Consider the following 25,260-nt stretch of genomic DNA (forward strand, 5'->3'; position numbering starts at 1 on the left):
CGGTCGGGGCGCGGCAGCCGCCGCGCCCCGACCTGAGGTATTTCACCCTAAGGCTTGGGGCCCCCGGGCAGTTCGGAAGGGAACCTTACTCGCTCCCGCCGAGGGTGATGACGTTGTACACCTCGTCCTGCACCGGAGAGATCGGGTAGCCCTCGACGTCGGGAGCGACGACGAGCGACGGCACCGGGCTCGCCAGCGGCACGCCCGGCAGCGCCTCCATGATCACCTCGTTGGCGTTCATGTAGGCGGCCTCCTGCTCCTCGAGGGGAGCGTTGCGGGCGTCCTTGATGGCCTCGAACACCTCCGGGTCGTCGAAGCCCCACTCGAGCGACTTGGCGCCGAAGAAGGTGCCGACGAAGTTGTAGGTGTCGTTGTAGTCGCCCGTCCAGCCCAGGAGGTGCAGACCGTGCTTGTCGCCACCCTGGATGGTGTCGATGTAGGTCGGGCTCCACGGCTCGGGGGTCGCCTTGCTGGTGATGCCCACCTCCTCGAGGTCGGCGGAGATCGCCTCGAAGATCGCGGCGGCGTCCGGCATGTACGGGCGCGAGACCTCGGTCGGGTAGTTGAACTCGATCTCGAGGTTCTCCTGGCCGGCCTCCTTGAGGAGCGCCTTGGCCTTCTCCGGGTCGTGCTCGTACGTCTGGACGTCCGGGCTGAACCCGGTGACGATCTCCGGCACGAACTGCGTGGCGGGCTCGGTGCCCTCGGGCAGTGCGGCCTGCACCAGGCCCTCCTTGTCGATCGCGTGGGCGATCGCCTGGCGGACCTTGATGTCGTCCAGCGGCTTCTGCGCCTGGTTCATGCCCAGGTAGAGGATGTTGAACGCGTCGCGGTCGAGGATCGTGTACCCGGCGCCCTCGAGCGCGTCGACGTCGGCGGGCGCGACCAGGTCGTAGCCGTCGATGTCACCCGCCTCGAGTGCCTGCCGGCGCGCGGTGCCGTCGGCGATCACCGTGAAGACGATGGTCTTGACGTCGGCGATCTCGCCCCAGTAGTCGTCGTTGGCGGTGAGGGTCACGCTCTCGCCGCTCTTCCACTCCTTGAAGGCGTAGGGCCCGGTGCCGACCGGGTGCTCCTTGCCGTACTCGGTGAGCTTCGGGGCGTCGGACGTGCCCTCCACCTCGTCCGCCCCGAACTCCTCGAGCGCCGTGGGCGACTGCATGGAGAACGACGGCAGGGAGAGCGCCGGGACCAGCTCCGGGATCGGCTCCTTCAGCGTGACGACGGCGGTCGCGTCGTCTGACGCCTCGCAGGAGTCGTACAGGCTGTCCTTGCCCGCACCACCGAAGACGACCTTGTAGTAGTACGAGAGGTTCTCGTGCGCGGCGAGACCGGTCCAGTCGTGCCAGCGGTCGAAGTTGAAGCACACGGCCTCGGCGTTGAAGTCCGTGTCGTCGTGGAACGTCACGCCCTCCTTGAGGTGGAACGTGTACTCCAGACCGTCCTCGCTGATGTCCCAGCTCTCCGCGAGCAGCGGAGCGGGGTCGGCGGTGCCCGGCTCGACGCCGACAAGACCCTCGAAGATCTGGCGGGCGACCCGGAACGTCTCGCCGTCGCTGGCGAACGCTGGGTCGAGCGAGCTCGGCTCCGCCGATCCGGCGAACACGAACGTGCCGTCTCCGCCACCGCCCTCGCCGCCGTCGGCGTCCCGCTCGCTGGCGACACAACCGCTCAGAGCCACTGCGAACGCAGTCACCAGGGTGACGCCGCCCGCAAGGCGCGTAGCGCGTCGACGCATGGCACTCTCCTTCCTCGAGCGCACCGGCGGGCCCGGGTTCGGACACGACGACACGCAGACGTTTGCGCCTGACCTTAGGAGCGTTCGCGTTGCCTGCGTATTTCGCTTCCCTGACCGGAATCCAATCGTGACCCTTTCGTTATCGCCACGGCTGTGGTATTTGGGGCCGACTCATAGATGGCGTCGCACGGAGCCATAGTCAGTACGCAGGGGCGATGATTGCTCCGTGAACGACGACGAGCCCGTGTCCTTCGGCTACCGCGACGTGCCCGACGACGGCAGCGCCGCCCGGAGCTGGTGGGACGCCAACGCCGGGGAGTACCTCGACGAGCACCGCGAGTTCCTCGGTGACGCCGGGTTCCGCTGGGGGCCCGAGGGCCTGACGGAGGCGGAGGCCGGCCTGCTGGGCGACGTCGCCGGGCGGGACGTGCTGGAGGTCGGGGCCGGCGCGGCGCACTGCTCGCGCTGGCTCGCCTCCCGCGGGGCGCGGGCGGTCGCCACCGACTACTCGGCGGGCATGCTGGCCGGGGCGGAGCGGCTCGATGCCGCGACCGGCGTCAGCGTGCCGCGCGTCCAGGCGGACGCACGGGCGCTGCCGTTCGCGGACGGCTCGTTCGACGTCGTGTTCACGTCGTTCGGCGCGCTGCCCTTCGTGCCCGACGCCGGCGCAGTGCACCGCGAGGCCGCCCGCGTGCTGCGCCCGGGCGGGCGCTGGGTGTTCTCCGTGACCCACCCGCTGCGGTGGGCCTTCCCGGACGACCCGACCCGGCGCGGCCTGACGGCGTCCCGCTCGTACTTCGACCGCCGGCCCTACGTGGAGGCCGACGCCGCCGGCCGCGTCCTGTACGCCGAGTACCACCGCACGGTCGGCGACCACGTGCGCGACGTCGTCACCGCCGGGCTGCGCCTGGCCGACCTGGTCGAACCCGAGTGGCCGGAGTGGAACGACCAGGTCTGGGGCGGCTGGGGCCCGGAACGCGGCCGGTACCTGCCGGGCACCGCGGTCTTCGTCACCGAGTCCCCCAGGGGTTAGTGGCCCGCCTCGTGCCAGGTGCTCCCCGTGCCCACCGAGACGTCGAGCGGCACGTTGAGCTCGAAGGCCGTACCCATCTGGCTGCGCAGGACCTCCTCGGCGGCCTCCCGCTCCCCCGGCGCGACCTCGATCACGAGCTCGTCGTGCACCTGCAGCAGCAGGCGTGACGTGAGCCCGCGGGCGTCGAGCTCGCGCTGCACCTTGAGCATCGCGAGCTTGATGATGTCCGCCGCGCTGCCCTGGATGGGCGCGTTGAGCGCCATGCGCTCGGCCATCTGCCGGCGCTGCCGGTTGTCGCTCGTGAGGTCGGGCAGGTAGCGGCGCCGGCCGAGGATGGTGGCGGTGTATCCCGTGGCACGCGCCTCCTCGACCACGCCGGCGAGGTAGTCCCGTACACCGCCGAACCGCTCGAAGTAGTCGTCCATGAGGGTCTGTGCCTCGCCCGTCGCGATGCCCAGCTGCTGCGACAGGCCGAACGCGCTCAGGCCGTACGCCAGGCCGTACGACATCGCCTTGATCTTGGAGCGCATCTCGGCGGTCACGTCGGCCGGCTCGACCTCGAACACCCGGGAGCCCACGTACCGGTGCAGGTCCTCCCCCGAGTTGAACGCCGCGATCAGGCCCTCGTCGCCCGACAGGTGGGCCATGATCCGCATCTCGATCTGGCTGTAGTCGGCGGTCAGCAGCGACTCGTAGCCCTCGCCGACCCGGAACGCCCGGCGGATCTGCCGGCCCGCCTCCGTGCGGATCGGGATGTTCTGGAGGTTCGGGTCGGTGGAGCTCAGGCGGCCCGTCGCCGCGATCGTCTGCTGGAACGTCGTGTGGATCCGGCCGTCCGTGGCCACCGACTTCAGCAGCCCTTCGACCGTGACCCGCAGGCGTGCCACGTCACGGTGCGCCAGCAGGTGCGCGAGGAACGGGTGCTCCGTCTTCACGAACAGGTCCTGCAGGCTGGCCGCGTCAGTGGTGTAGCCGGTCTTGATCTTCTTGGTCTTGGGCATGCCGAGCTGGTCGAACAGCACCTCCTGCAGCTGCTTGGGGCTGCCGAGGTTCACCTCGCGGCCGATCACGTCGTACGCCTGCGCGGCCGCGTCGGCCACCCCCTGGGCGAACTGCTTCTCCAGGCCCGTCAGGTACTCCGTGTCGGCGGCGATGCCGATGCGCTCCATGCGTGCCAGCACGCCGGACAGCGGCAGCTCGACGTCGTCCAGCAGGTGCGTGGCGCCCCGGTCGGCGAGCTCGCCCTCCAGGGCCGTCGCCAGCTCGGCCACCCCGTGGGCGCGCACCGCCTCCGCCTGCCCCTCGGTCTCGCCCTCGAGGGAGAGGTCGAGAGCGCCCTGCGCACCGTCGGGCTCCGCCACCTTGAGCTCCCTGCCGAGGTGCCGCATCGCAAGGTCGCCCAGGTCGTAGCCACGCTGGTCGGGGTAGCACAGGTAGGCGGCGAGCTCGGTGTCGAACGTGACGCCCTCGAGGTCCATACCCCGGGCGGCGAGCATGTGGGCGGCCGCCTTCGCGCCGTGCAGGATCTTGTGCGCGGACGGGTCGGCCAGCCAGGCGGCGAGCGCCTTCTCGTCGTCGGGGCCGAGCTGGGTGAGGTCGAGGTAGGCGGCCTCGCCGGCAGGCTCCCCCACGGCGACGGCCCAGGAGTCGCCGCCACCGGCCACGGCCTTGCCCGCCACCTCGACGCCCACGTGCTCCGAGCGGGCGGCGAGCCAGGCACCGAGGGTGCCGGGGGCCACGTCGGCCAGGTCGAGCTCGACCCCGGCGGCCACCGGGGTCTCCTCCGCGGCGGCCCCCGCCGGGTCGACGGCGAGGAGCCGGTCGCGGAGCTGGCCGAACTGCAGGGTGTCCGAGACCAGGTGCACGGCCTCGCGGTCGAAGCCCTCCAGGGCGAGGTCGTCGACGCCGAGCGGCAGCTCGACGTCGGTCAGCAGGGCGTTGAGCTCCCGGTTGATCCGCACCTGGTCGAGGTGGGTGCGCAGGCTCTCGCCCGCCTTGCCCTTGATCTCGCCGGCCGCGTCGAGCAGGGCCGCGAGCCCACCGTGGGCGGTGATCCACTTCGCCGCGGTCTTGGGCCCGACGCCGGGCACACCCGGCAGGTTGTCGCTGCTCTCGCCCACGAGCGCGGCGAGGTCCGGGTAGCGCTCCGGCGGCACGCCGTACTTGGCCTCGACCGCGGCCGGGTCCATGCGGGCCAGCTCGGACACGCCCTTCTTCGGGTACAGGACCGTGACGTCACCGTTCACCAGCTGCAGCGTGTCGCGGTCGCCCGAGCACACCAGCACCTCCATGCCCGCGCCCTTGGCCTGCAGGGCCAGCGTCGCGAGGATGTCGTCCGCCTCGATGCCCGCCAGCTCGATGGACGCGACGTTGAGGGTGTCCAGCACCTCCTTGATGAGGGGGACCTGTCCCTTGAACGCGTCCGGTGTCGCGAGCCGCGTGCCCTTGTACTCGGGGAACCGCTCGGTGCGGAACGTGACGCGGCCCGCGTCGAACGCCACGGCGAGGTGCGTGGGCTGCTCGTCGCGCAGCAGGTTCGTCAGCATCGACGTGAAGCCGTAGACGGCGTTGGTGATCTGTCCTGAGCTGGTCGCGAGGGTGTCGGGCAGCGCATAGAACGCCCGATAGGCCATCGAGTGGCCATCGATCAGCAGGAGACGGGGGCGGCCTGACGCAGGCTTGCCCGGAGTACGGCTTGGCACGGTGGAGGTCACGCCTGACAACATAGCCCGCATGACTGACACGAGCGCTTCCGCGACGCCCTCCGAGCCCGGCATCGACTGGAAAGCCATGTACGGCGGCGACACGACGGGCACGCTCTTCGAGCGTATGGAGATGGAGCTGCTGGAGCTCGCACCAGACCGCGCGGTCGGACGGATCCCGGTCAAGGGGAACACCCAGCCTGCGGGGCTGCTGCACGGCGGTGCGTCGGTCGTGCTCGCCGAGACGCTCGGCTCCCTCGCCGCGCAGGCGCACGCGGGCCCGGACAGGAAGACGGTCGGCATCGAGGTGAGCGCCACCCACCACCGCGGCGCCCGCGAGGGCTACGTCACCGGCACGGCGACGGCGATCCACCTGGGCCGCTCCACGGCGTCCTACGAGATAGTCATCACCGACGAAGCGGGCAAGCGGGTATGCACGGCACGCCTGACGTGCATGATCCTCGCGTAGGGCGGTGATCCTCGGTCAGGGCGGGGTCTCAGCCGGTCCGGGCCGGGCGGCGGGACGGCGCGCCGCCGCCCACCGGGCGCAGGTCGATGGGACCCGACTCCATGACGGACCGGGCGCGCCGGCGGCGGGCGATGAGGTCCTCGAGGCCCGCGCGGGCGGACCGGCGCCCGGTGTGGGCGCCGTCCCGCGCGGCGGCGGCGTCGGTCGCGAGGCGGCGCTGGAGCGCGGCGACGGATGCCACGCGGTGGCCCGCCGCCGGGCCGAACCCGAGCCGGGCGAGGAACCGCTGCACCCCGCGGTTGCCGGGCACCGGCGCGGAGTAGATGTCGTCGCACTCGTGCTCGGCCGCGAGATCGGTGGCCGCGCGGAGCAACGCGTGCCCGACACCGTGCCGGCGCGCCCGCGGTGCGACGAACACCATGTCGAGATAGAGGCTCGGGCGGTACGCGAAGAGGTAGGCCGCGACGACCCGCCCCAGGACCACGCCGACGATCTGCCCGCCCAGCTCCGCGACGAGCACGTGCCCCCCGGCGGCGAGGAGCACGCTGAGGTGCTCCAGCAGCCGGCCGGTGTCCTGGCCTCCGAGCTGTGCCCCGGTCGGTGAGTCGTCACGCGCCTCGACGGCCAGTGCGGCGACAGCCGGCAGGTCGTCCTCGCGGGCAGGGCGAATCTCGAGCACGATGTCTCCTTCCGGGGGCTGGGGGTCCGGGCGTCACGTCCGGCTGAGCGGAGACACTAGTCCTCACCCCGGCCGGCCGAAAACACGCGAACCGAAATTTCACCCGCTCAGGCGTGCGCCAGGGTCAGGCGCCGACCTGCTCGATGACGGCGTCCGCGACCTCGCGCATGGTCAGCCTGCGGTCCATCGACGTCTTCTGGATCCAGCGGAACGACTCCGGCTCGGACAGGCCCATCTTGGTCATCAGGAGGCCTTTGGCACGGTCCACGCGCTTGCGGGTCTCGAAGCGTTCGGTGAGGTCAGCGACCTCTGCCTCGAGCGCGCCGATCTGCGAGTAGCGCGAGATCGCGATCTCGACGGCAGGCAGCAGGTCGGCCGGGGTGAAGGGCTTGACCACGTACGCCATGGCGCCGGCGTCCCTGGCCCGCTCGACGAGCTCCGTCTGCGAGAAGGCCGTGAGCAACACCACAGGAGCGGCGTGGGCCTTGCCGATGCGCTCGGCGGCCGAGATGCCGTCCAGCTCGGGCATCTTGACGTCCATCACGACGACGTCGGGCTTGAGCTCGATCGCCAGGTTCACGGCGGTCTCGCCGTCGCCGGCCTCGCCCACCACGTCGAAGCCCGCCTCGCGCAGGGTCTCCACGACGTCCATGCGGATGAGGGCCTCGTCCTCCGCCACGACGGCACGGCGGGACGGGTTGGCGGGAGCTGCCTCCGGCTCGGCGTCGATCATCGGGGGCAGGTCCAGGGAAAGCTTCTCGGTGTTCTCGTCGGTCACGGGGAACATCCTACGTCGCGCACACCCGGGCTTGGGGCCTGGACCGACGGTGTGGTTCGATGTCTGCTGCACGACGCCGCGGTGCGGCGAGCCGGGTTGGCGGAACAGGCAGACGCGGCGCTCTCAAAAAGCGCTGCCCGCGAGGGCGTGTGGGTTCGAGTCCCACACCCGGCACCACGAGCGGGTACCCGGCTACCGGGTACCCGCCGGCTCAGGCCTCGACGGCGGCGGCGACCAGCCGGCTCCGGTCGTACCGCACGAGCTCCAGGCCGAACTCGGCGAGGATCTCGGGCAGGAGCCGCACCACGTCACGATCCTTCTCCCGGTTGGCCTCCGGCAGCTCCGACCACGGCACACCCACCATCGGGTGCACCTTGGCGGCGTCGTCCCGCACCTGCCCGCCGCGCCAGCCCTGCTGGACCCGCACGGCCTCCCACAGCTCGTGCTCCGCCTCGGCGAGCTTCTCGAGCTCCGCGCCCTCGAACACCACCTCCGCGGCGCCGTCGCGCGGCGCGATCGTCGCGCCCATCCGCGCCAGGCGTTCCGGCAGCCCCACGACCCAGCCCCGGTTGGAGGCGCGCAGGTCCTCGGAGAGGTCCTCCCAGCGCACCATCGCGGGCACCTCGCCCCACGTGACGCCGCGCTCGAGCTGGTTGCGCAGGTACACGTGGTGCACCGCCCGCGCGATCCGCTCGTACATGTCCGCGTGCGCCCGCGCCTCCTCGCGCTCGACGTCGGCCAGCAGGTCGCGCATGGTCACGGTGCGCAGGCGCCCGTCGAGGTTGTCGAGCACGCGGGACGCCTCCGTGCCGAAGGCGCCCGTCAGCCCCGCCAGGCCGTCGAGCAGCAGCACGAGCGAGCCGGGCCCTCCGTGCCACAGCCTCGTCGCCGTGAGGGCCACGCGCAGGGACATGTCGTCGGACGCGTGGCAGACGTAGACGACGTCGGGCACCCCGAGCCCGCTCGTGCCGAGCGACGGCGCCGCACGGAGCGTGATCTTCTGCGCCACGGGCGACCACCGGGCCCGCAGCGCCGCGGTGACCACCTCGGCGTCGTCCGCCACGAGGTCGACCGTCAGCCGGGCGGCGTCCCCCGCGAGCTCCCACTCGCGCGCGAGACCCACGACGAGGGCCTTGGCGAACTCGCCGGAGCCCACCACCGCCACGCGCGTCAGCGGGGCCGGACCGCCGGCCGAGTCCACCATGCGCCGCACCTCCTGGACGGCGAGCGCCTGCGCGGCGATCACGTCGATCGTGAAGAAGTCCACACCCGGCTCGGCGCAGCTCAGGTGCCGGGCCTGGAGCGCCACACCCAGGTCGGGGTCGCTGACGTGGGCGTACAGGCGCTCGGGTCCCCGGCCGGCGCGGCGCACGGCGTCCTCCGCCTCCGCGACGGTCAGCACGTTGGCGGTGGCCTCCCGCGTGTCGTCGCCGCACGCGTACAGGACGGTCGCGCCCGTGAGCCCCACGTCGTCCAGGCCGGAGGCGTCCGCGGTGCGCAGCACGCGGTGGCCGGCGGCCTCCAGGGCAGCGGTGACGGTGTCCGCGGCGTCGGTCCCCCCGACGACTATCGCGTGGCCGTGCGCCCGCCGGTCCCTGAACCGGCGGATCTCACCCGTGAACAGCGCCCGGGCCGCCTCCAGCAGGGCGTAGACGGCGGTGGCGGGCGCGAGGAACCTGGCCACCTGGAGCTGCCAGGAGAGCGGTCCGCCGCCGCTGGCTGGGCCGGCGCCCATCACGAAGAGCTGCAGGTCGTGGTAGACGATGTCGTACCAGGTGCGGCCGGGCTGGTGGCCGGTGTCGAGGGCGAGGCCCCACCAGCCGAGGCCGAGCGAGATCACGACGAGGGCGGCGAAGCCGAGCCGGGACCAGGGAAGCGAGGTGCGGGACACGAGAAGGAACAATAGCGACATCTACGCGGATGCCGGGCGGTGGTCTCCCCGGGCACGACAAGGCCCGGACGCCCCTGTGCGGGGTGTCCGGGCCCGGTCCGGCGCGGCCGTGCGTGCGGCCGTCAGACCATGCTGTAGCCGTCGACGTGCGACCCGATGCGGTGCACCAGGATCGAGTTCGTCGTGCCGGGCACACCGACCGGAGCGCCCGAGACGACGACGACCAGGTCGCCCTTCTCGGCGAGGCCCTGGTCCTGCAGCGTCCGGTCGACCTGGTCGACCATCGCGTCGACGTTCGCCACCTTCGGCACCAGGTACTCGGAGGTGCCCCAGGTCAGGGCGAGAGTGTTGGCGACATGCTGCTCCGGGGTGAAGGCGAGCAGCGGGATGGACGAGCGCAGGCGAGACATCCGACGTGCGGAGTCACCGGACTGCGTGAACGTCACGAGGTACTTGACCCCGAGCGTCTCGCCGATCTCGGCGGCGGCCCGCGTGATGGCACCACCACGCGTGTGCGGGGTGGAACCGAGCGGCGCGATGCGCTCGCGGCCCGCCTGCTCCGTGGCCTCGATGATCCGGGCCATGGTCTCGACCGTGATGATCGGGTAGTCGCCCACCGAGGTCTCGCCGGACAGCATCACGGCGTCGGCACCGTCGAGCACCGCGTTGGCGCAGTCCGACGCCTCGGCGCGCGTCGGCGTCGGCGACGTCGTCATGGACTCGAGCACCTGCGTGGCGACGATGACCGGCTTGGCGTTGCGACGCGCCATCTCGACGATGCGCTTCTGCACGAGCGGCACCTGCTCCAGCGGCATCTCGACCGCGAGGTCACCGCGGGCGACCATGACGCCGTCGAACGCGGCGATGACCTCTGCGAGGTTCTCCACGGCCTGCGGCTTCTCGATCTTGGCGATGACGGGGACCGTGCGGCCCTCCTCCTCCATCACCCGGCGGACGTCCTCGTAGTCCTTGGCGGACCGCACGAACGACAGCGCGATGAAGTCGGCCCCGAGCTTCAGGGCCCAGCGCAGGTCGGACTCGTCCTTGTCGGACAGGGCCGGCACGGAGACGGCGACGCCGGGCAGGTTGATGCCCTTGTTGTTGGAGACGGGCCCGGGGACCTCGACCTCGGTGATGACACGCGGGCCGTCGACGGCGGTGACGCGCACGCGCACCTTGCCGTCGTCGATCAGCAGCGGGTCGCCCACCTTGGCGTCCTGGTTCAGGCCCTGGTGGGTGGTCGACACGATCTCCCGGCTACCGAGGATGTCCTCGGTGGTGATGGTGAACGTGTCGCCCTTGTTCAGGAAGTGCTTCTCGTCCCCGGCGAACCGGCCGAGCCGGATCTTGGGGCCCTGGAGGTCGACGAGGACGGCGACCGACTTGCCGGCCGCCTCAGCGGCTGCTCGCACGTGACGGTAGACCGCCGCGTGCGCCTCCTGCTCACCGTGGCTGCGGTTGATCCGCGCCACGTTCATGCCGGCGTCTACGAGCTCCCGGAGCTTCTCCGGCGTCTCCGTAGCGGGTCCGATGGTGCACACGATCTTGGCTCTGCGCATGTCTCCAGCCTAGGCAGGTGGGCGCCGCAGCGCCCTGTGGGGGTGAACAACTCCCGGGTGCGTTCTCCGGTCACGACCGCAGAGCGAGCGTTCGCGGACGCACCGGGGCAGGCAGCTCGGTGCTGCCCTGCAGGTAGGTATCAGCCGCGGCGGCCGCAGCACGGCCCTCCGCGATGGCCCACACGATGAGGGACTGCCCGCGGCCGGCGTCGCCGGCCACGAAAACTCCGGGCAGGCTTGCAGCGTAGTCGTCGCCGCGGGCGACCAGACCACGCTCCGTGATCTCGATGCCGGTCTGCTCCTCGAGCACACCGGTCTCGGGACCGGTGAAGCCCATGGCCACGAGCACCAGGTCGGCGGGGATCTCCCGCTCGGTGCCGGGCGTGGCGGCCCGGCGACCGTCGGGCAGGTACTGGGTCTCCGCGACCTTGAGGGCGCGGACGTTGCCGTCGGCGTCGGCGAGGAACTCGACCGTGGAGGCCAGGTACGTGCGCTCCCCGCCCTCCTCGTGCGAGGTCGAGACCTCGAACAGGATCGGGTCGGTCGGCCACGGCTGGTTCGCCGTGCGCTCGAGCGGCGGCTTCTTGCCGATCGCGAGCGTGGTGACGCTCGCGGCCCCCTGGCGCAGCGCGGTGCCCAGGCAGTCCGAGCCGGTGTCACCGCCGCCGATGATCACGACGTGCTTGCCAGCGGCCGTCGGCGCGCCCTCGGGCAGGACGTCCGGCGTACCGGCCGCGACCGCCTGGTTGGCAGGGGTCAGGTAGTCCATGGCGAAGTGGACGCCCGCCAGGTCACGGCCGGGCAGCGACAGGTCGCGCGGCACGGTGGCGCCGGTGGCGACCACCACGGCGTCGAACCGGCGACGCAGGGCGTCCCAGCTCATGTCCTTGCCGATCGCGACGCCGGGGCGGAAGCGCGTGCCCTCGGCCTCCATCTGCTCCAGACGGCGGTCGATGTGCAGCTTCTCGAGCTTGAAGTCCGGGATGCCGTAGCGCAGGAGGCCGCCGATGGCGTCGTCCCGCTCGTACACGACCACGGTGTGGCCGGCGCGCGTCAGCTGCTGCGCGGCGGCGAGACCAGCGGGCCCCGAGCCGACGACGGCGACCGTCGAACCGGTGAGCCGCTCCGGCACGTGCGGCGTGACCAGGCCACGGGCGAACGCCTCGTCGATGATCGACACCTCGACGTTCTTGATCGTCACCGCCGGCTGGTTGATGCTCAGCACGCAGGACGACTCGCACGGCGCCGGGCACACGCGCCCGGTGAACTCCGGGAAGTTGTTGGTCGCGTGGAGGCGGTCGATCGCGTCGGCCCACTGACCACGCCACACCAGGTCGTTCCAGTCCGGGATCAGGTTGCCCAGCGGGCAGCCCTGGTGGCAGAACGGAACACCGCAGTCCATGCAGCGGCCGGCCTGTTCCTTCAGGAACGGTTGACCGTCCTCACGGTGCGCGTGCGTGTCCTTCCAGTCCCGCAGTCGCACCTCGACGGGCCGGTTCGGCGGGAGCTCCCGCTCCCGGACCTTGAGAAATCCCCTGGGGTCAGCCACGTGCCACCTCCATGATCTGGTCCCAGACGGACGGGTCCCACTGGGTCTTGCCCGAGACGTCGGCGCCTGCGGCCTCCGCCTCGCTGAGGGCCAGGCGCACGCGCGCCCAGCCGGGCGGGAGCATGCGGCTGAACCGGCCCCGCGCGAGCACCGGGTCGTCGAGCAGCTCGGCCGCCACGGTCGATCCGGTCTCGGCGCGGTGCCGCTCCAGCAGCCCGCGCACGGTCTCCCAGTCGGCGTCGGTCAGCGCCTCGACGGTGAGCTCCCCCGTCTCCAGCGCCACCTGGTTGACCCGCGAGACCCGCAGGTCCAGGAAGTAGGCGGTGCCGCCGGACATGCCGGCGCCGACGTTGCGGCCCGTGGGGCCGAGCACCAGGACCGTGCCACCCGTCATGTACTCGCAGGCGTGGTCGCCCACGCCCTCCGCGACGAGGGTGGCACCCGAGTTGCGCACGCCGAACCGCTCCCCCACGCGACCGCGCAGGTAGACCTCGCCGGACGTGGCGCCGTAGCCGATGACGTTGCCGCCGATGACGTTGCCGCCGTCGAGCACCGACGCCCGGTCCGGGCGCACCGCGATGCGGCCGCCCGACAGCCCCTTGCCGACGTAGTCGTTGGCGTCTCCGAACAGGCGCAGCGTGATGCCGCGGGGCAGGAACGCGCCGAGCGACTGACCGGCCGACCCGGTGAGGGTGACGGAGATCGTGTCGTCGGGCAGGCCCTCGCCGCGGTAGCGCTTGGTCACCTCGTGGCCGAGCATCGTGCCGACCGTGCGGTTCACGTTCCGGATCGGCAGCTCGACCTGCACGGGCTCCGCCCGCTCGAGCGCCGGGGCGGCCGCCTTGATCAGCTGGTTGTCCAGCGCCCTGGCCAGGCCGTGGTCCTGCACGGCGGTGTGGCGCAGCGACGAACCGGGCTTGACCTGCGGCTGTGCCAGCACCGGCGCCAGGTCGAGGCCCTGTGCCTTCCAGTGGTCGACGGCCTTGCGGGTGTCGAGCACCTGGACCTGGCCCACCGCCTCCTCGAGGCTGCGGAAGCCGAGCGCGGCGAGGTGCTCACGCACCTCCTGGGCGATGAACTCGAAGAAGTTCACGACGAACTCCGGCTTGCCGGTGAACCGGCTGCGCAGCTCGGGGTTCTGCGTGGCCACGCCGACCGGGCAGGTGTCCAGGTGACAGACGCGCATCATGACGCACCCCGACACGACCATGGGCGCCGTCGCGAAGCCGAACTCCTCGGCCCCCAGCAGTGCCGCCACGATCACGTCGCGGCCGGTCTTCATCTGGCCGTCGACCTGCACCACGATGCGGTCGCGCAGGTCGTTGAGGACGAGCGTCTGCTGGGTCTCGGCCAGGCCGATCTCCCAGGGTGTGCCCGCGTGCTTGAGCGACGTGAGCGGCGAGGCGCCCGTGCCACCGTCGTGCCCCGAGATGAGCACGACGTCGGCGTGCGCCTTGGACACACCGGTCGCGACGGTGCCGACGCCGAACTCGCTGACCAGCTTCACGTGCACGCGCGCGGAGGGGTTGGCGTTCTTCGCGTCGTGGATCAGCTGGGCCAGGTCCTCGATCGAGTAGATGTCGTGGTGCGGCGGCGGCGAGATGAGCCCGACGCCCGGGGTCGAGTGCCGGGTCCGCGCCACCCACGGGTAGACCTTGGAACCGGGCAGCTGGCCGCCCTCGCCGGGCTTGGCGCCCTGGGCGAGCTTGATCTGGATGTCGGTGGCCTGGGTCAGGTACTCCGAGGTCACGCCGAACCGGCCCGACGCGATCTGCTTGACGCGCGAACGCCGTTCGTCGTCATACAGCCGCTCGGGGTCCTCGCCGCCCTCACCCGTGTTCGACCGGCCGCCGAGGCGGTTCATCGCGATCGCGAGGGTCTCGTGCGCCTCGGCCGAGATGGAGCCGTACGACATGGCGCCCGTGTTGAACAGCTTGACGATCTCGCTGACCGGCTGGACCTCGTCGATCGGCACCGGCTCGCGGTCGGGGTTGAACCGCAGCAGGCCGCGCAACGTCATGAGGCGGTTCGACTGCTCGTCCACGCGCCGCGTGTACTGCCGGAAGATGTCCATCCGGCCGGACCGGGTGGCGTGCTGCAGGCGGAACACCGTCTCGGGGTCGAACAGGTGGTCCTCGCCGTCACGCCGCCACTGGTACTCGCCGCCCGTGGTGAGGCGCTCGCCCGGCTTCGTGTTGCCCGACGGCGGGTACGCCTCGGCGTGCCGCGCGGCGACCTCCGCCGCGATGACGTCCAGGCCGATGCCACCGAGCCGCGAGGTGGTACCGGTGAAGTAGTCCTCGACCAGGTCCTTGGACAGGCCGACGGCCTCGAAGATCTGGGCGCCGCGGTACGACATGATCGTGGAGATGCCCATCTTGGACATCACCTTGAGCACGCCCTTGCCGAGCCCCTTGATGAGGTTGGCGACGGCCTTCTCGGGAGTGACCTCCAGGTACCCGCGGTGGGCGAGGTCCTCGACCGTCTCCATCGCGAGGTACGGGTTCACGGCGGCGGCGCCGTAGCCGATGAGCAGCGCGACGTGGTGCACCTCGCGCACGTCGCCGGCCTCGACCACGAGCGACACCCGGGTGCGCGTGTGCTTGCGCACCAGGTGGTGGTGCACGGCGCTGGTCAGGAGCAGCGACGGGATCGGGGCGAGCTCGGAGTTGGCGTCCCGGTCGGACAGCACGAGGAAGCTCACGCCCTCCTCCACGTACCGGTCGACGTCGGCGAAGATCGCCTCGAGCCGGGCGAGCAGCGCGTCGCCACCACCGGAGACCTCGTAGAGGCCCTGGATCGTCTCCGCGTGGAAGACACCCTCCAGCTCCCGGTCCCGCTCGACGTGCACGATCTTGGCCAGCTGGTCGTTGTCCAGCACGGGGAACCCGAGCACCAGCTTGCGCGCATGCTCAGGGATGTCGACGAGCAGGTTGGGCTCCGGGCCGATGGTGCTGTCGATGGCCGTGACCAGCTCCTCGCGGATCGCGTCCAGCGGCGGGTTGGTCACCTGCGCGAACATCTGCGTGAAGTAGTCGAACAGGAGCCGCGGACGCTGCGAGAGCACGGCGACGGGCGTGTCGGAGCCCATGGCGCCGAGCGGCTCGCCGCCGGTGGTCGCCATCGGCGTCAGGATGATCTTGAGCTCTTCCTCGGTGTACCCGAAGGCGCGCTGCCGCCGCCGGACGGACGCGGGGCTGTGCGCCACGTGCTCACGGTCGGGCAGGTCGTCGAGGTTGACCGAGTTCTCGCGGACCCAGTCCCCGTAGGGGTGCTTGGCCGCGAGGCCGGACTTGACCTCCTCGTCCTCGACGATCCGGCCCGAGCCGGTGTCCACGAGGAACATCTTGCCGGGCTCGAGCCGGCCCTTGCGGACCACCGTGGCGGGGTCGATGTCGAGCACGCCGGCCTCGGAGGCCAGCACGACGAGCCCGTCCTCGGTGACCCACCAGCGGCCGGGACGCAGGCCGTTGCGGTCCAGCACGGCGCCGATCAGGGTGCCGTCGGTGAACGTGAGGGAGGCCGGACCGTCCCACGGCTCGATGAGGTTCGCGTTGTACTCGTAGAACGACCGCAGCGCCGGGTCCATGCTGGTGTGGTTCTCCCAGGCCTCCGGCACCATCATCAGCACGGAGTGCGGCAGGGACCGGCCGCTCAGGTGCAGCAGCTCGAGCACCTCGTCGAAGCTCGCCGAGTCGCTCGCCCCGGGCGAGCAGACCGGCCGGAGCGCCGTCAGGTCACCGAGGAGCTCGGACTCCATGGTCCCCTCGCGCGCCGCCATCCAGTTGCGGTTGCCGCGCACCGTGTTGATCTCACCGTTGTGGGCCAGCAGCCGGAACGGCTGGGCCAGCGGCCACGACGGGAAGGTGTTGGTGGAGAACCGTGAGTGGACCAGTGCGAGCTCCGTGGCGTACCGCGGGTCGGACAGGTCCGGGAAGAACGGCTCGAGCTGCGCCGTGGTCAGCATGCCCTTGTACGTCAGGGTGCGGGCGCTGAGCGAGGCGAAGTACAGGCCTGCCTCGTTCTCCGCGCGCTTGCGCAGGCGGTAGCAGCGGCGGTCCAGGTCGATCCCGGACAGGCCACGGGAGGGGTCGGCCACGACGACCTGGCGGAACACCGGCATGGACGCCCGCGCCGTCGGGCCGACGATCCCGGCGTCCACCGGGACGTCGCGCCACGCGAGCACGTCCAGCTTCTCCTCGGCGGCCAGCGCCTCGACGCGGCGCTCGACGGACTCCCGCTCGGCGGCGTCGGTCGGCAGGAAGGCCGTACCGATCGCGTACTTGCCCGCGGGAGGGAGGTCGACGCTCACCACGTCGCGGATGAAGGCGTCGGGGATCTGGGTCAGGATCCCGGCGCCGTCACCACTGTCCTCCTCCGCCCCCACCGCGCCGCGGTGGTCGAGGTTCAGCAGGGCGGTGAGCCCGGCATCGACGATGTCGCGTCCGGGCGTGCCGCGCAGGGTCGCCACGAAGGCGACTCCGCACGCGTCGTGCTCGGCCGCCGGGTCGTACAGGCCGCCTTCCATGCTCTGCGTGGGCAGCCCAACCTTCTGTGTCGGCAACGGCTTGGTCATGGGTCCTCACAGGCACCCGGCCATGGCCGGGCGCAGTTCCTTGCGATGGTCCGGGACGACGGCGGCCCGGTCGGTCAGGGGGCTCGTCGTCCGGTGGTCCCGGCGGTCGTGCCCCTCAGGTGCGCGCGGAGGCGTCCGAGTCGGACTTCTCCACTGCTGCGGTCTTCTCTTCCTCCGGCTCGGCTGCCGCCTCGTCGGTCCCTTCACGTGCTGGGTCTGGCCCGGGATCAGGCTCCGGGTCAGGCTCTGGCTCCGCCGCAGGCCCTGCCGACGGATCCTCGCCCGCCGGCCACAGCCGTACCGACTCTTCCCTGGTGGGGAACCTCCGAGCCAGCACGATCGAGACCACCAGGGCGGCGAGGCCGAGGAGGACCGAGGTCCAGACGTTGAGGCGAAGCCCCAGCACCAGCTCTGCATCGTCGATGCGGAGCATCTCGATCCAGACCCGTCCGAGAGTGTAGAGCAGGACGTACGTCCAGAATACCCGCCCATGACCCAACTTGAACCGACGGTCGAGGAAGAGCAGGGCTCCAGCCATTGCCAGGCACCACAGGAGCTCGTACAGGAACGTCGGGTGGAACAGCGTTCCCTCGGGGTACGCGACGCCCGTGGCGGGGTTCGCCACCAGGTACTCGGCGTCGATCCGCAGCCCCCACGGCAGCTCGGTGGGCCGCCCGTACAGCTCCTGGTTGAACCAGTTGCCGAGCCGTCCGACGGCCTGCGCCACGAGGAGTCCCGGCGCGGCGGCGTCGGCGAAGGACGACAGCCGGACACCCTTCTGCCGGCAGCCGAGCCACGCGCCGAACGCACCGAGTGCCACGGCACCCCAGATGCCGAGGCCGCCCTCCCAGACGTAGAGCGCCTTGACAGGGTCGCCCCCGCCCGAGAAGTTCTCGCCGAAGTACCGGTCGGGCGAGGAGAGCACGTGGTAGAGGCGCCCGCCGAGCAGGCCGAACGGCACCGCCCAGAACACGATCTCGAGCACGTCCTCCGGGTCGCCCCCGCGCGCCTTCCACCGCCGGGCGGTCATCCAGACGGCGATCGCGATGGCCGCCAGGATCGCCAGGGCATAGGCCCGTAGCGGGAAGAGCCCCAGGTACCAGGTGTGCTGGGCGGGGCTGGGTATCTCGGTGGTCAGCGCAGCAGGCAGCGCAGCGGTCAGCTCGACGGGCAGAGCTGCCGGCAGCACGGTCAGCAGCGTCACGGAACCTCTCCGGGAACGACGGTCGCGCCTGCGGGGGTGTCCGGCGCGGTGGCACGCGCCGAACGTACCCCGGCGGCGAGGTCCTTCGTCACCTCGGCCAGCTTCGTGAGACGGGCGGCCCACTCGTCGTCGGACAGCGGTGCGTCCGACAGGAGCGGCCGGACCAGCGCCGAGCCGACGATGACCCCGTCGGCGTACCGGCCGATCTCCTCGGCCTGCGCGCCGGTGGAGACGCCGAGGCCCACGCAGACGTTGACAGCGCCGGCGGCGCGCGTGTCGGCCACGAGCTGCTCGGCGCGCGAGCCCACCTCCGACCGCACCCCGGTCACGCCCATGAGCGACGCCGCGTAGACGAAACCGCGTGTCGCGCCCACGGTGAGCTTCAGGCGTTCCGGGGTCGAGCTCGGTGCCACCAGGAACACGCGGTCCAGACCGTGGGCCGTGCTCGCGGCGATCCAGTCGGGCCCCTCGTCCGGGATGAGGTCGGGTGTGATCAGCCCGGCGCCCCCCGCGGCGGCCAGGTCACGGGCGAACGCGTCGGCGCCGTACTTGAGCACCGGGTTCCAGTAGGTCATGACCAGCACCGGTACGTGCGGGGCGTAGTCGGTCAGCTCCCGCAGCACGCGGAACACGTCCCGCACGCGCGCGCCCGCGTCCAGCGCGGTCTGCGCGGCCTGCTGGACCACCGGGCCGTCCAGCACGGGGTCCGTGTACGGGAGTCCGAGCTCGACGATGTCCACGCCGCTGTCGATCAGGGTCCTGACCGCCTCGATCGACCGGTCGACCGTCGGGAAGCCCACGGGGAGGTAGCCCACCAGGGCCGGCCGGTTCTCCTGCTCGCGCAGCCGGTCGATCAGGTCGCTCGTGCGCGACCCCGTCACCGGTTCCGTCACCGCGCTCATCCCCGGCCCTCCTGCCGCTCGAGCTCTTCTGCCGCCGCTCCCTGCTCGAGCAGCCCGAACCACCGGGCGGCCGTCGCCACGTCCTTGTCGCCGCGCCCCGAGAGGTTCACGAGGATCAGGAGCGGCTCGCCGTCGGGTCCCGTGCGGCCTGCCGCCGCCGCGGCCTTGCCGACACGCAGCGCGCCGGCGAGGGCGTGCGCCGACTCGATCGCCGGGATGATGCCCTCGGTGCGGCACAGGAGGCGGAACGCCTCCATGGCCTCGTCGTCCGTGACCGGCTCGTAGGTGGCGCGGCCCAGGTCGTGCAGCCAGGCATGGGCCGGGCCGACGCTCGGGTAGTCGAGACCCGCCGACACGGAGTGGCTGGGCAGGGTCTGGCCGTCGTCGTCCTGCAGCAGGTACGACCGGGCCCCGTGCAGCACGCCCAGCGCACCACCGCTGAACCGCGCGGCGTGCCGGCCCGAGTCGACGCCCTCGCCGCCCGCCTCGAAGCCGCACAGGTCGACGCCCTCGTCGTCGAGGAACGCGTTGAAGATGCCGAGCGCGTTGGACCCGCCGCCCACGCACGCAGCGACGACGTCGGGCAGACGGCCGGCACGCTCCAGCATCTGCTCCCGCGCCTCCTCGCCGATGATGCGGTGGAACTGGCGCACCATCTCGGGGAACGGGTGCGGGCCCGTGACCGTGCCGAGCAGGTAGTGCGTGGTCTCGACGTTGGCCACCCAGTCCCGCAGGGCCTCGTTGATCGCGTCCTTCAGGGTGCGCGAGCCGATCTTCACGGGCACGACCTCGGCGCCCAGCAGGCGCATCCGGGCCACGTTCAGCGCCTGCCGCCGCGTGTCCTCCTCGCCCATGTAGATCACGCACTCGAGGTCCATCAGGGCGGCGGCGGTGGCCGTGGCGACGCCGTGCTGGCCTGCGCCGGTCTCGGCGATGAGGCGCTTCTTGCCCATGCGCTTGACCAGCAGGGCCTGCCCCAGCACGTTGTTGATCTTGTGCGAGCCGGTGTGGTTGAGGTCCTCACGCTTGAGGAAGACGCGCGCGTCGCCCGCGTGCTGCGCGAACCGCTGCACCTCCGTCAGCGGGCTGGGCCGGCCGGTGTACTCCCGGTGCAGGCGCTGCAGCTCGGTCGCGAACCCGGGGTCGTCGGCCGCCTTGCGGAACTCCGTCTCCAGCTCCTCGAGCGCGGCGATGAGCGCCTCTGGCACGAAACGCCCGCCGTACTGGCCGAAGTACGGCCCGGAGACGTCGGACAGCTTTGCGGAGGTCACGTGGAATCCCTTCAAGCCGGGCGGACGGACCGCAGCGACGGGTGCGAGCCGGCGGCGACGAGGTCTGCCACCGACGAGCGCGGCGCGCCGTCGGTCACGAGCGCCTCGCCCACCAGCACGCCGTCGGCGCCGGCGCGGGCCATCTCCATCACGTCGTGCGGGCCACGGATGCCGGACTCCGCGATCTTGATCACGTCGTCCGGGATGTACTCGGCGAGGCTGCGGAACAGACCGCGGTCCAGCTCGAGAGTCTTCAGGTTCCGGTGGTTCACGCCGACCACACGGGCACCGGCGCCCACGGCCCGGCGGACCTCCTCGAGGTTGTGCGCCTCGACCAGGGCGGTCATGCCGAGCGAGTGCACGCGCTCGACGAGGGACTCGAGCACGGTCTGCTCGAGGGCCGCCACGATGATCAGCACCAGGTCGGCGCCGTGCGCGCGCGCCTCCCACACCTGGTAGGGCGTGACCACGAAGTCCTTGCGCAGCACCGGGACGTCGACCCGGGCGCGCACCGCGTCCAGGTCCGCCAGGGAGCCGTTGAAGCGGCGCTGCTCGGTGAGCACGGAGATCGCGGACGCGCCGCCGGTCTCGTACTCGACGGCGAGCGCCGCCGGGTCGTCGATCTGCGCGAGGGAACCCTTGCTGGGGCTCGAGCGCTTCACCTCGGCGATCACCGAGACGGCGTCCGCCTGCTTGAGGCGACCGAGGCACTCGAGGGCCCCGGGCACCGCGGTGGCGCGCTCCTTGAGCGCGTCGAGAGGCACGCGTGCCTCACGCTCCGCGAGGTCCTCACGAACTCCCGCGACGATGTCCTCCAGGACCGACATGTAATGAGCCTCCCCGTGCCCTTGCTCTGCCCTCGTCTTACGCCTCGTACGTTGTTGGGGGTGATCGCCCCATGGCCATCGTAGGCGGATCCAAGGTGTGGTCCTGACCACTCCCGGAGCGTGAGACGACGTGCCGTCAGATCCCCGGCCGGGAGTGGTACGAGTACTCCCTGGAGATCATCTGATCGATTCCGCCGGTCAGATCCACCCGGTCAGGTACGGCTGCAGCCCGGGGAGGTTGCGTGCGACGAAGAACGCCAGCGTGACGCCGAGGGTGACCCAGCCGGCGGTGCCGGACAGGCCCTTGACGGGCCGGCCGCGGGCCGCGGACACGAGCCACGCCAGCCACAGGACGACCACCACGGGGGCGGTCACGGTCCAGAGCGCGTTCGCCGACCAGGCCCCCGCGAGGTCGAGGTGCGCCAGGTCGTGCGTGGCGCGCAGGCCTCCGCACAGCGGGCAGGCCAGGCCGGTCAGCTCCAGCAGCGGGCAGAGCCCGTAGGAGCCGCGGGCGTGCGGGTCGCGCACCGCGACCAGCAGCGTGGCGGCCGCGACCGCCGCCCCCGCCAGCAGCGGTGCGCGAAGGAGGTTCCGCCCGGGGCCCGGCACGGTCGCCGCCGCCCGGTCCACCGGGCCGCCCGACCGGGCCGACGCCTCAGGAACCGGGGCCACCGGCCAGGAACCTCACGACGAGGAGCCCGCTCACCAGGGCGAGGATCACGAGGGAGGTCCAGCCGAGCACGACACCCGTCAGCGCCATGCGCTCGTTGTCGGCCTCGCCGGCCCGGACCGCCCGGCGGCCCTTGTTGCCGATGATGATGGCGGGGATACCGGTCAGGACGCCCAGCGCCAGCACCACCGACGCGACGCCCAGCACGAGGGACCACGCACCCAGGTTGTTCTTGGGGTGTGCGGCCGCGGGAGGCGCGGCCATCGCGAGGGCGGTCATCGCACTACCGTCCGACGCTCTTCTGGCCCATGCCGAGGTTCCGCAGCACCAGGCCGATGATGAGCGAGGCGCCGATCACCACGAAGCCGAGCACGAACAGGATCAGCCAGGAGGACCAGGACTGGGCCACCAGCACACCCCACGCGCAGACGAGGACGCCCAGCGTGATGCCGGCCATCGTCACCCACGCGGCGACCGTGTGGCCGTGGTTGGTCGGCGGAACGCCCGGCGGCAGGTAGGCGATCTCGGGCTTGTTGTCGGTCATCGCAGGTGGGTGCCTTTCGTGTCGTGCGGTACGCGCTCAGCCTAACCGTTCCCGGTCAGGTCAGCGGCCCGTGGGGTCGTCGCCGCGGGACAGCGCGTCCCAGGCGTCGTGGGGGTCGATCTGGTCGTCGTCGGACCCCGGTTCGGGGGCCACGACCTCCCCGGCCGGCGGCTCGGCCGGCGAGGCGTCGGTGGCGGGTGTCGCCGTCCCGGGCGGTGTGGCCGAGGGGTCCGTGCGTTCGTGCCGGCCCGACGTCGCCGCCCAGCCCCGGGCCGCCGCCGCGGCCCAGAGCGCCACGACCACGGCGAGCACGCCCGTGACGAGAGCCGCCCACGGCCACAGGGTCAGCGTGACGGGCGACGTGAGCTCGGTGACACCGCTCGTCGCGGACGCGGCGGCGGTGGCAGCGGGCACCGGGTCGCTGACGACGACGAGCGTGCTCGTCACCACCAGCACCCCCGCTGCCGCGGCGACCACGAGGGCGATGTACCGGGCCACCCGGCCGGTGAGCGCGCACGCGATGCCCGCGGCGAGGAGCACGAGGGCCCCGGCGCCGACCCCCGGCGCCGCCGAGGTGCCCGCCGCCGTGACGGCCACCTCGGGTTCCAGCGCCGTGGCCACCGTGGTGGTCACCCAGGTGGGCGAGCCGGTGCCGAACGTGAGCGCGCCGAGGACGAGCAGCGCGAGGACGGTGCGGGTGCGGGTCACTCGGCGCCTCCGGACCGGCGCAGGGGCGCGAGGCGCGAGGCGAGCTGGATGGCTCGCACCGCCGCCGCCGCCTTGTTGCGCGACTCCGCGTACTCCAGGGCGGGCACGGAGTCGGCGACGATGCCACCGCCCGCCTGCACGCTGGCGCGGCCGCCGGCGATGTACGCGGTGCGGATGGCGATGGCCATGTCCATGTTGCCGCCGAAGTCGAAGTAGCCGCACACCCCGCCGTAGATACCGCGGGACGCGGGCTCCAGCTCGTCGATCAGGGCGACCGCGCGCGGCTTGGGCGCGCCGGACAGCGTGCCCGCCGGGAAGGTCGCCCGCAGCGCGTCCAGGGCGCTGCGGCCGGCGCGGAGCCGGCCCACCACCGTCGAGCACATGTGCATGATGTGGCTGAACCGGCGCACCTTCATGAACTCGACCACCTCGACGCTGGTGGGCTCGCACACCTTGACCATGTCGTTGCGGGACAGGTCGACGAGCATGATGTGCTCGGCCCGCTCCTTGGGGTCCGCCAGCAGCTCCTCGCCCAGCTCCGCGTCCTCCTCGGGGTGCGCACCACGCGGCCGGGAGCCGGCGATGGGGTAGGTGGTGACGTGGCCGTCGTCCACCTTGACGAGGGTCTCCGGGCTGGAACCCACCACGGCGAACTCGGCGCCGTCGGGCTTGGCCAGGTGGAAGTAGTACATGTACGGGCTCGGGTTCACGGTACGCAGCGCGCGGTAGACGTCCAGCGGGTCCGCAGGGCAGTCCAGGTCGAGGCGCTGGGACAGCACCACCTGGAACACCTCGCCGTCGCGGATCGCCTCCTTGCCCGCGAGCACCGCGGACTCGAACTCGTCCTGCGTGGACCGGAACTCGAGCTGCGGCTCAGGGCCGTCCACGACCACCGACGTGACCCGTGCGCCGCCGGCGGCGAGCTGCGCCTCCATGGCGTCGAGCCGCGCGACGGCGTCCGCGTACGCCTCGTCGACCCGGTCGTCCGTGGCGTCGCCGTTGATCGCGTTGGCGACCAGCCACACGGTCCCCTCCCGGTGGTCCACCACGGCGAGGTCGGTGGCGAGGCACAGCGCGAGCTCCGGCGCGCCCACCTCGTCGGGCGCCGTCGACGGGAGCGTCGGCTCCCAGTGCCGCACGATGTCCCACCCGAGCACGCCCGCCAGGCCGCCGGTGAGCGGCGGCAGGTTGGCCACACCGGGCGTGCGAAGCGCGGTGAGGGCCGCCTCCAGCACGTCCACGACGTCGCCCTCCGTCGGGATGCCGACGGGTACGTCACCGGTCCAGACGGCCTGCCCCTCGTCGCTCGTCAGGGTCGCGCGCGACGTGACGCCCACGAACGACCAGCGCGCCCAGACGCCCGACTCCGCCGACTCGAGGATGAAGCTGCCGGGGCGGCCCTGCGCGAGGGTCCGGTAGAGACCGACGGGGGTCGCGTCGTCGGCGAGGAGGGGGCGAACCACCGGGATCACCCGGCGGTCGGCCGCCATCTCGCGGAACTCCCCGAGGCTCGGCCAGGTGCGACCCCAGGACAGGTCGGCGGGCGCGGTCGCCGCGCGGGCCTCGTGCGGGTCGAGCTGGGTCTCGAGCTGGGTCACCGGTACTCCTCGTCTCGCTGGTCACGTTCGGTGCCGTTCCGCACGGCGTGCTCTCCGGAGCCCTGCTCGGGGCGCTTCCCGAGGTCCGGGTCGGTGCGCTCCCCGAGGTTCGGCTCGGTGCGCTCCCCGACGACGGCGCCGAGGTCGCCCCCGGCGTCGAAGCACGTGCGGGTGCCGGTGTGGCACGCGGCGCCGACCTGGTCCACCTGGACCAGCAGGGCGTCGCCGTCGCAGTCGAGGCTGACCGACTTGACGTACTGGGCGTGGCCCGACGTGTCGCCCTTGCGCCAGTACTCCGCGCGGCTCCGCGACCAGAAGGTCACGCGCCCCTCGGTGAGGGTGCGGCGCAGGGCCTCGTCGTCCATCCAGCCGACCATGAGCACCTCGCCCGAGTCGTGCTGCTGGACGACGGCGGCGACCAGGCCGGTGTCGTCCCGCTTGAGGCGGGCGGAGATCGTGGGGTCGAGAGCTTCGGGCACCTGAGAATCCTGCCACGTCGCGGGCCCACGGAGGTGTGATGTCCGCCGCCGGGGCGTGTCCTTGCCGAACTCGGACAGGGCTG

The 25,260-nt window shown here is 72.1% G+C and carries 19 protein-coding genes, 1 tRNA gene and 1 pseudogene; 3 read left to right on the forward strand and 18 right to left on the reverse strand.

What is annotated here, in order from left to right; all coding sequences use genetic code 11:
• Positions 1 to 85 precede the first annotated feature (85 nt).
• Positions 86 to 1,738, reverse strand: a complete 1,653-nt coding sequence (locus ACYVK7_RS09600; protein ID WP_460887464.1) for an ABC transporter substrate-binding protein — start codon at positions 1,736 to 1,738, stop codon at positions 86 to 88.
• Between the two features lie 226 nt (positions 1,739 to 1,964).
• Between ACYVK7_RS09600 and ACYVK7_RS09605 the strand changes: the two genes are divergently transcribed.
• The gene (locus ACYVK7_RS09605; protein ID WP_460887465.1) at positions 1,965 to 2,771 is read left to right on the forward strand and encodes a class I SAM-dependent methyltransferase; all 807 of its coding nucleotides are present in this window, start codon (positions 1,965 to 1,967) and stop codon (positions 2,769 to 2,771) included.
• On the opposite strand, the gene polA is transcribed toward ACYVK7_RS09605, so the two are convergent.
• Entirely contained in the window at positions 2,768 to 5,497 is a 2,730-nt protein-coding gene (gene polA / locus ACYVK7_RS09610; RefSeq protein ID WP_460887466.1) for a DNA polymerase I, read from the reverse strand. The two genes, ACYVK7_RS09605 and polA, sit on opposite strands and share 4 nt — an antisense overlap.
• A 64-nt stretch (positions 5,498 to 5,561) precedes the next feature.
• Between polA and ACYVK7_RS09615 the strand changes: the two genes are divergently transcribed.
• Positions 5,562 to 5,942, forward strand: coding sequence for a PaaI family thioesterase (locus ACYVK7_RS09615; RefSeq protein WP_460887916.1), 381 nt, complete (start codon positions 5,562 to 5,564; stop codon positions 5,940 to 5,942).
• 28 nt (positions 5,943 to 5,970) lie between these two features.
• Here ACYVK7_RS09615 and ACYVK7_RS09620 read toward each other — a convergent pair whose 3' ends face one another.
• Together ACYVK7_RS09620 and ACYVK7_RS09625 are read right to left on the reverse strand one after the other, a co-directional pair.
• Positions 5,971 to 6,621: a GNAT family N-acetyltransferase gene (locus ACYVK7_RS09620; RefSeq protein ID WP_460887467.1), complete on the reverse strand. Its 651-nt coding sequence runs from the start codon at positions 6,619 to 6,621 to the stop codon at positions 5,971 to 5,973.
• A gap of 124 nt (positions 6,622 to 6,745) precedes the next feature.
• The gene (locus ACYVK7_RS09625; protein ID WP_233257301.1) at positions 6,746 to 7,354 is read right to left on the reverse strand and encodes an ANTAR domain-containing response regulator; all 609 of its coding nucleotides are present in this window, start codon (positions 7,352 to 7,354) and stop codon (positions 6,746 to 6,748) included.
• Between the two features lie 135 nt (positions 7,355 to 7,489).
• On the opposite strand from ACYVK7_RS09625, the gene ACYVK7_RS09630 reads away from it, so the two are divergent.
• Positions 7,490 to 7,576 (forward strand) — tRNA-Leu (locus ACYVK7_RS09630).
• 34 nt (positions 7,577 to 7,610) lie between these two features.
• Here ACYVK7_RS09630 and ACYVK7_RS09635 read toward each other — a convergent pair.
• The 14 genes and pseudogenes from ACYVK7_RS09635 to hisI all read right to left on the reverse strand — a co-directional run.
• Positions 7,611 to 9,290: a RyR domain-containing protein gene (locus ACYVK7_RS09635; protein ID WP_460887468.1), complete on the reverse strand. Its 1,680-nt coding sequence runs from the start codon at positions 9,288 to 9,290 to the stop codon at positions 7,611 to 7,613.
• A 122-nt stretch (positions 9,291 to 9,412) separates the two neighbouring features.
• Positions 9,413 to 10,849, reverse strand: a complete 1,437-nt coding sequence (gene pyk, locus ACYVK7_RS09640; protein ID WP_460887469.1) for a pyruvate kinase — start codon at positions 10,847 to 10,849, stop codon at positions 9,413 to 9,415.
• A 70-nt stretch (positions 10,850 to 10,919) separates the two neighbouring features.
• The gene (locus ACYVK7_RS09645; protein ID WP_460887470.1) at positions 10,920 to 12,398 is read right to left on the reverse strand and encodes a glutamate synthase subunit beta; all 1,479 of its coding nucleotides are present in this window, start codon (positions 12,396 to 12,398) and stop codon (positions 10,920 to 10,922) included.
• Positions 12,391 to 16,974 carry a glutamate synthase large subunit gene (gltB, locus tag ACYVK7_RS09650; RefSeq protein ID WP_460887471.1) on the reverse strand — a complete coding sequence of 1,528 codons (4,584 nt, stop codon included), beginning with the start codon at positions 16,972 to 16,974 and terminating at the stop codon, positions 12,391 to 12,393. The genes ACYVK7_RS09645 and gltB overlap by 8 nt, the downstream gene beginning before the upstream one ends.
• 115 nt (positions 16,975 to 17,089) lie before the next feature.
• Positions 17,090 to 18,172: a prolipoprotein diacylglyceryl transferase gene (gene lgt / locus ACYVK7_RS09655; protein ID WP_460887917.1), complete on the reverse strand. Its 1,083-nt coding sequence runs from the start codon at positions 18,170 to 18,172 to the stop codon at positions 17,090 to 17,092.
• Positions 18,173 to 18,174: 2 nt separating this feature from the next.
• On the reverse strand, positions 18,175 to 19,080 hold the full coding sequence (gene trpA, locus ACYVK7_RS09660; protein ID WP_460887472.1) for a tryptophan synthase subunit alpha: 906 nt from the start codon (positions 19,078 to 19,080) through the stop codon (positions 18,175 to 18,177).
• Entirely contained in the window at positions 19,077 to 20,351 is a 1,275-nt protein-coding gene (gene trpB / locus ACYVK7_RS09665) for a tryptophan synthase subunit beta (protein WP_460887473.1), read from the reverse strand. Before trpB ends, trpA begins: the two co-directional genes overlap by 4 nt.
• Before the next feature lie 11 nt (positions 20,352 to 20,362).
• Positions 20,363 to 21,178, reverse strand: a complete 816-nt coding sequence (trpC, locus tag ACYVK7_RS09670) for an indole-3-glycerol phosphate synthase TrpC (protein WP_460887474.1) — start codon at positions 21,176 to 21,178, stop codon at positions 20,363 to 20,365.
• 198 nt (positions 21,179 to 21,376) lie between these two features.
• Positions 21,377 to 21,850, reverse strand: a complete 474-nt coding sequence (locus ACYVK7_RS09675) for a DUF2752 domain-containing protein (RefSeq protein WP_460887475.1) — start codon at positions 21,848 to 21,850, stop codon at positions 21,377 to 21,379.
• Positions 21,834 to 22,127: a DUF4190 domain-containing protein gene (locus ACYVK7_RS09680; RefSeq protein ID WP_460887476.1), complete on the reverse strand. Its 294-nt coding sequence runs from the start codon at positions 22,125 to 22,127 to the stop codon at positions 21,834 to 21,836. Before ACYVK7_RS09680 ends, ACYVK7_RS09675 begins: the two co-directional genes overlap by 17 nt.
• A 4-nt stretch (positions 22,128 to 22,131) precedes the next feature.
• Positions 22,132 to 22,392: an HGxxPAAW family protein gene (locus ACYVK7_RS09685; protein ID WP_460887477.1), complete on the reverse strand. Its 261-nt coding sequence runs from the start codon at positions 22,390 to 22,392 to the stop codon at positions 22,132 to 22,134.
• 60 nt (positions 22,393 to 22,452) lie between these two features.
• Positions 22,453 to 23,100 carry a Trp biosynthesis-associated membrane protein gene (locus ACYVK7_RS09690; RefSeq protein WP_460887478.1) on the reverse strand — a complete coding sequence of 216 codons (648 nt, stop codon included), beginning with the start codon at positions 23,098 to 23,100 and terminating at the stop codon, positions 22,453 to 22,455.
• Positions 23,097 to 24,698 carry an anthranilate synthase component I gene (locus ACYVK7_RS09695; protein ID WP_460887479.1) on the reverse strand — a complete coding sequence of 534 codons (1,602 nt, stop codon included), beginning with the start codon at positions 24,696 to 24,698 and terminating at the stop codon, positions 23,097 to 23,099. Before ACYVK7_RS09695 ends, ACYVK7_RS09690 begins: the two co-directional genes overlap by 4 nt.
• A gap of 122 nt (positions 24,699 to 24,820) precedes the next feature.
• Positions 24,821 to 25,177, reverse strand: a pseudogene (gene hisI, locus ACYVK7_RS09700) (phosphoribosyl-AMP cyclohydrolase); the annotation flags it as partial.
• Positions 25,178 to 25,260: the final 83 nt, after the last annotated feature.

This window comes from Promicromonospora xylanilytica, from assembly GCF_054782895.1.

What these genes read in the sequence shown, in the direction of transcription:
- ACYVK7_RS09625 (WP_233257301.1), bottom strand. Translation starts at nt 7,354, where the DNA reads ATGATCGACGCCGAGCCGGAGGCAGCTCCCGCCAACCCGTCCCGCCGT.
- ACYVK7_RS09600 (WP_460887464.1), bottom strand. Translation starts at nt 1,738, where the DNA reads ATGCGTCGACGCGCTACGCGCCTTGCGGGCGGCGTCACCCTGGTGACT.
- ACYVK7_RS09680 (WP_460887476.1), bottom strand. Translation starts at nt 22,127, where the DNA reads ATGACCGCCCTCGCGATGGCCGCGCCTCCCGCGGCCGCACACCCCAAG.
- ACYVK7_RS09615 (WP_460887916.1), top strand. Translation starts at nt 5,562, where the DNA reads ATGTACGGCGGCGACACGACGGGCACGCTCTTCGAGCGTATGGAGATG.
- polA (WP_460887466.1), bottom strand. Translation starts at nt 5,497, where the DNA reads ATGTTGTCAGGCGTGACCTCCACCGTGCCAAGCCGTACTCCGGGCAAG.
- pyk (WP_460887469.1), bottom strand. Translation starts at nt 10,849, where the DNA reads ATGCGCAGAGCCAAGATCGTGTGCACCATCGGACCCGCTACGGAGACG.
- gltB (WP_460887471.1), bottom strand. Translation starts at nt 16,974, where the DNA reads ATGACCAAGCCGTTGCCGACACAGAAGGTTGGGCTGCCCACGCAGAGC.
- trpA (WP_460887472.1), bottom strand. Translation starts at nt 19,080, where the DNA reads ATGAGCGCGGTGACGGAACCGGTGACGGGGTCGCGCACGAGCGACCTG.
- trpC (WP_460887474.1), bottom strand. Translation starts at nt 21,178, where the DNA reads ATGTCGGTCCTGGAGGACATCGTCGCGGGAGTTCGTGAGGACCTCGCG.
- ACYVK7_RS09685 (WP_460887477.1), bottom strand. Translation starts at nt 22,392, where the DNA reads ATGACCGACAACAAGCCCGAGATCGCCTACCTGCCGCCGGGCGTTCCG.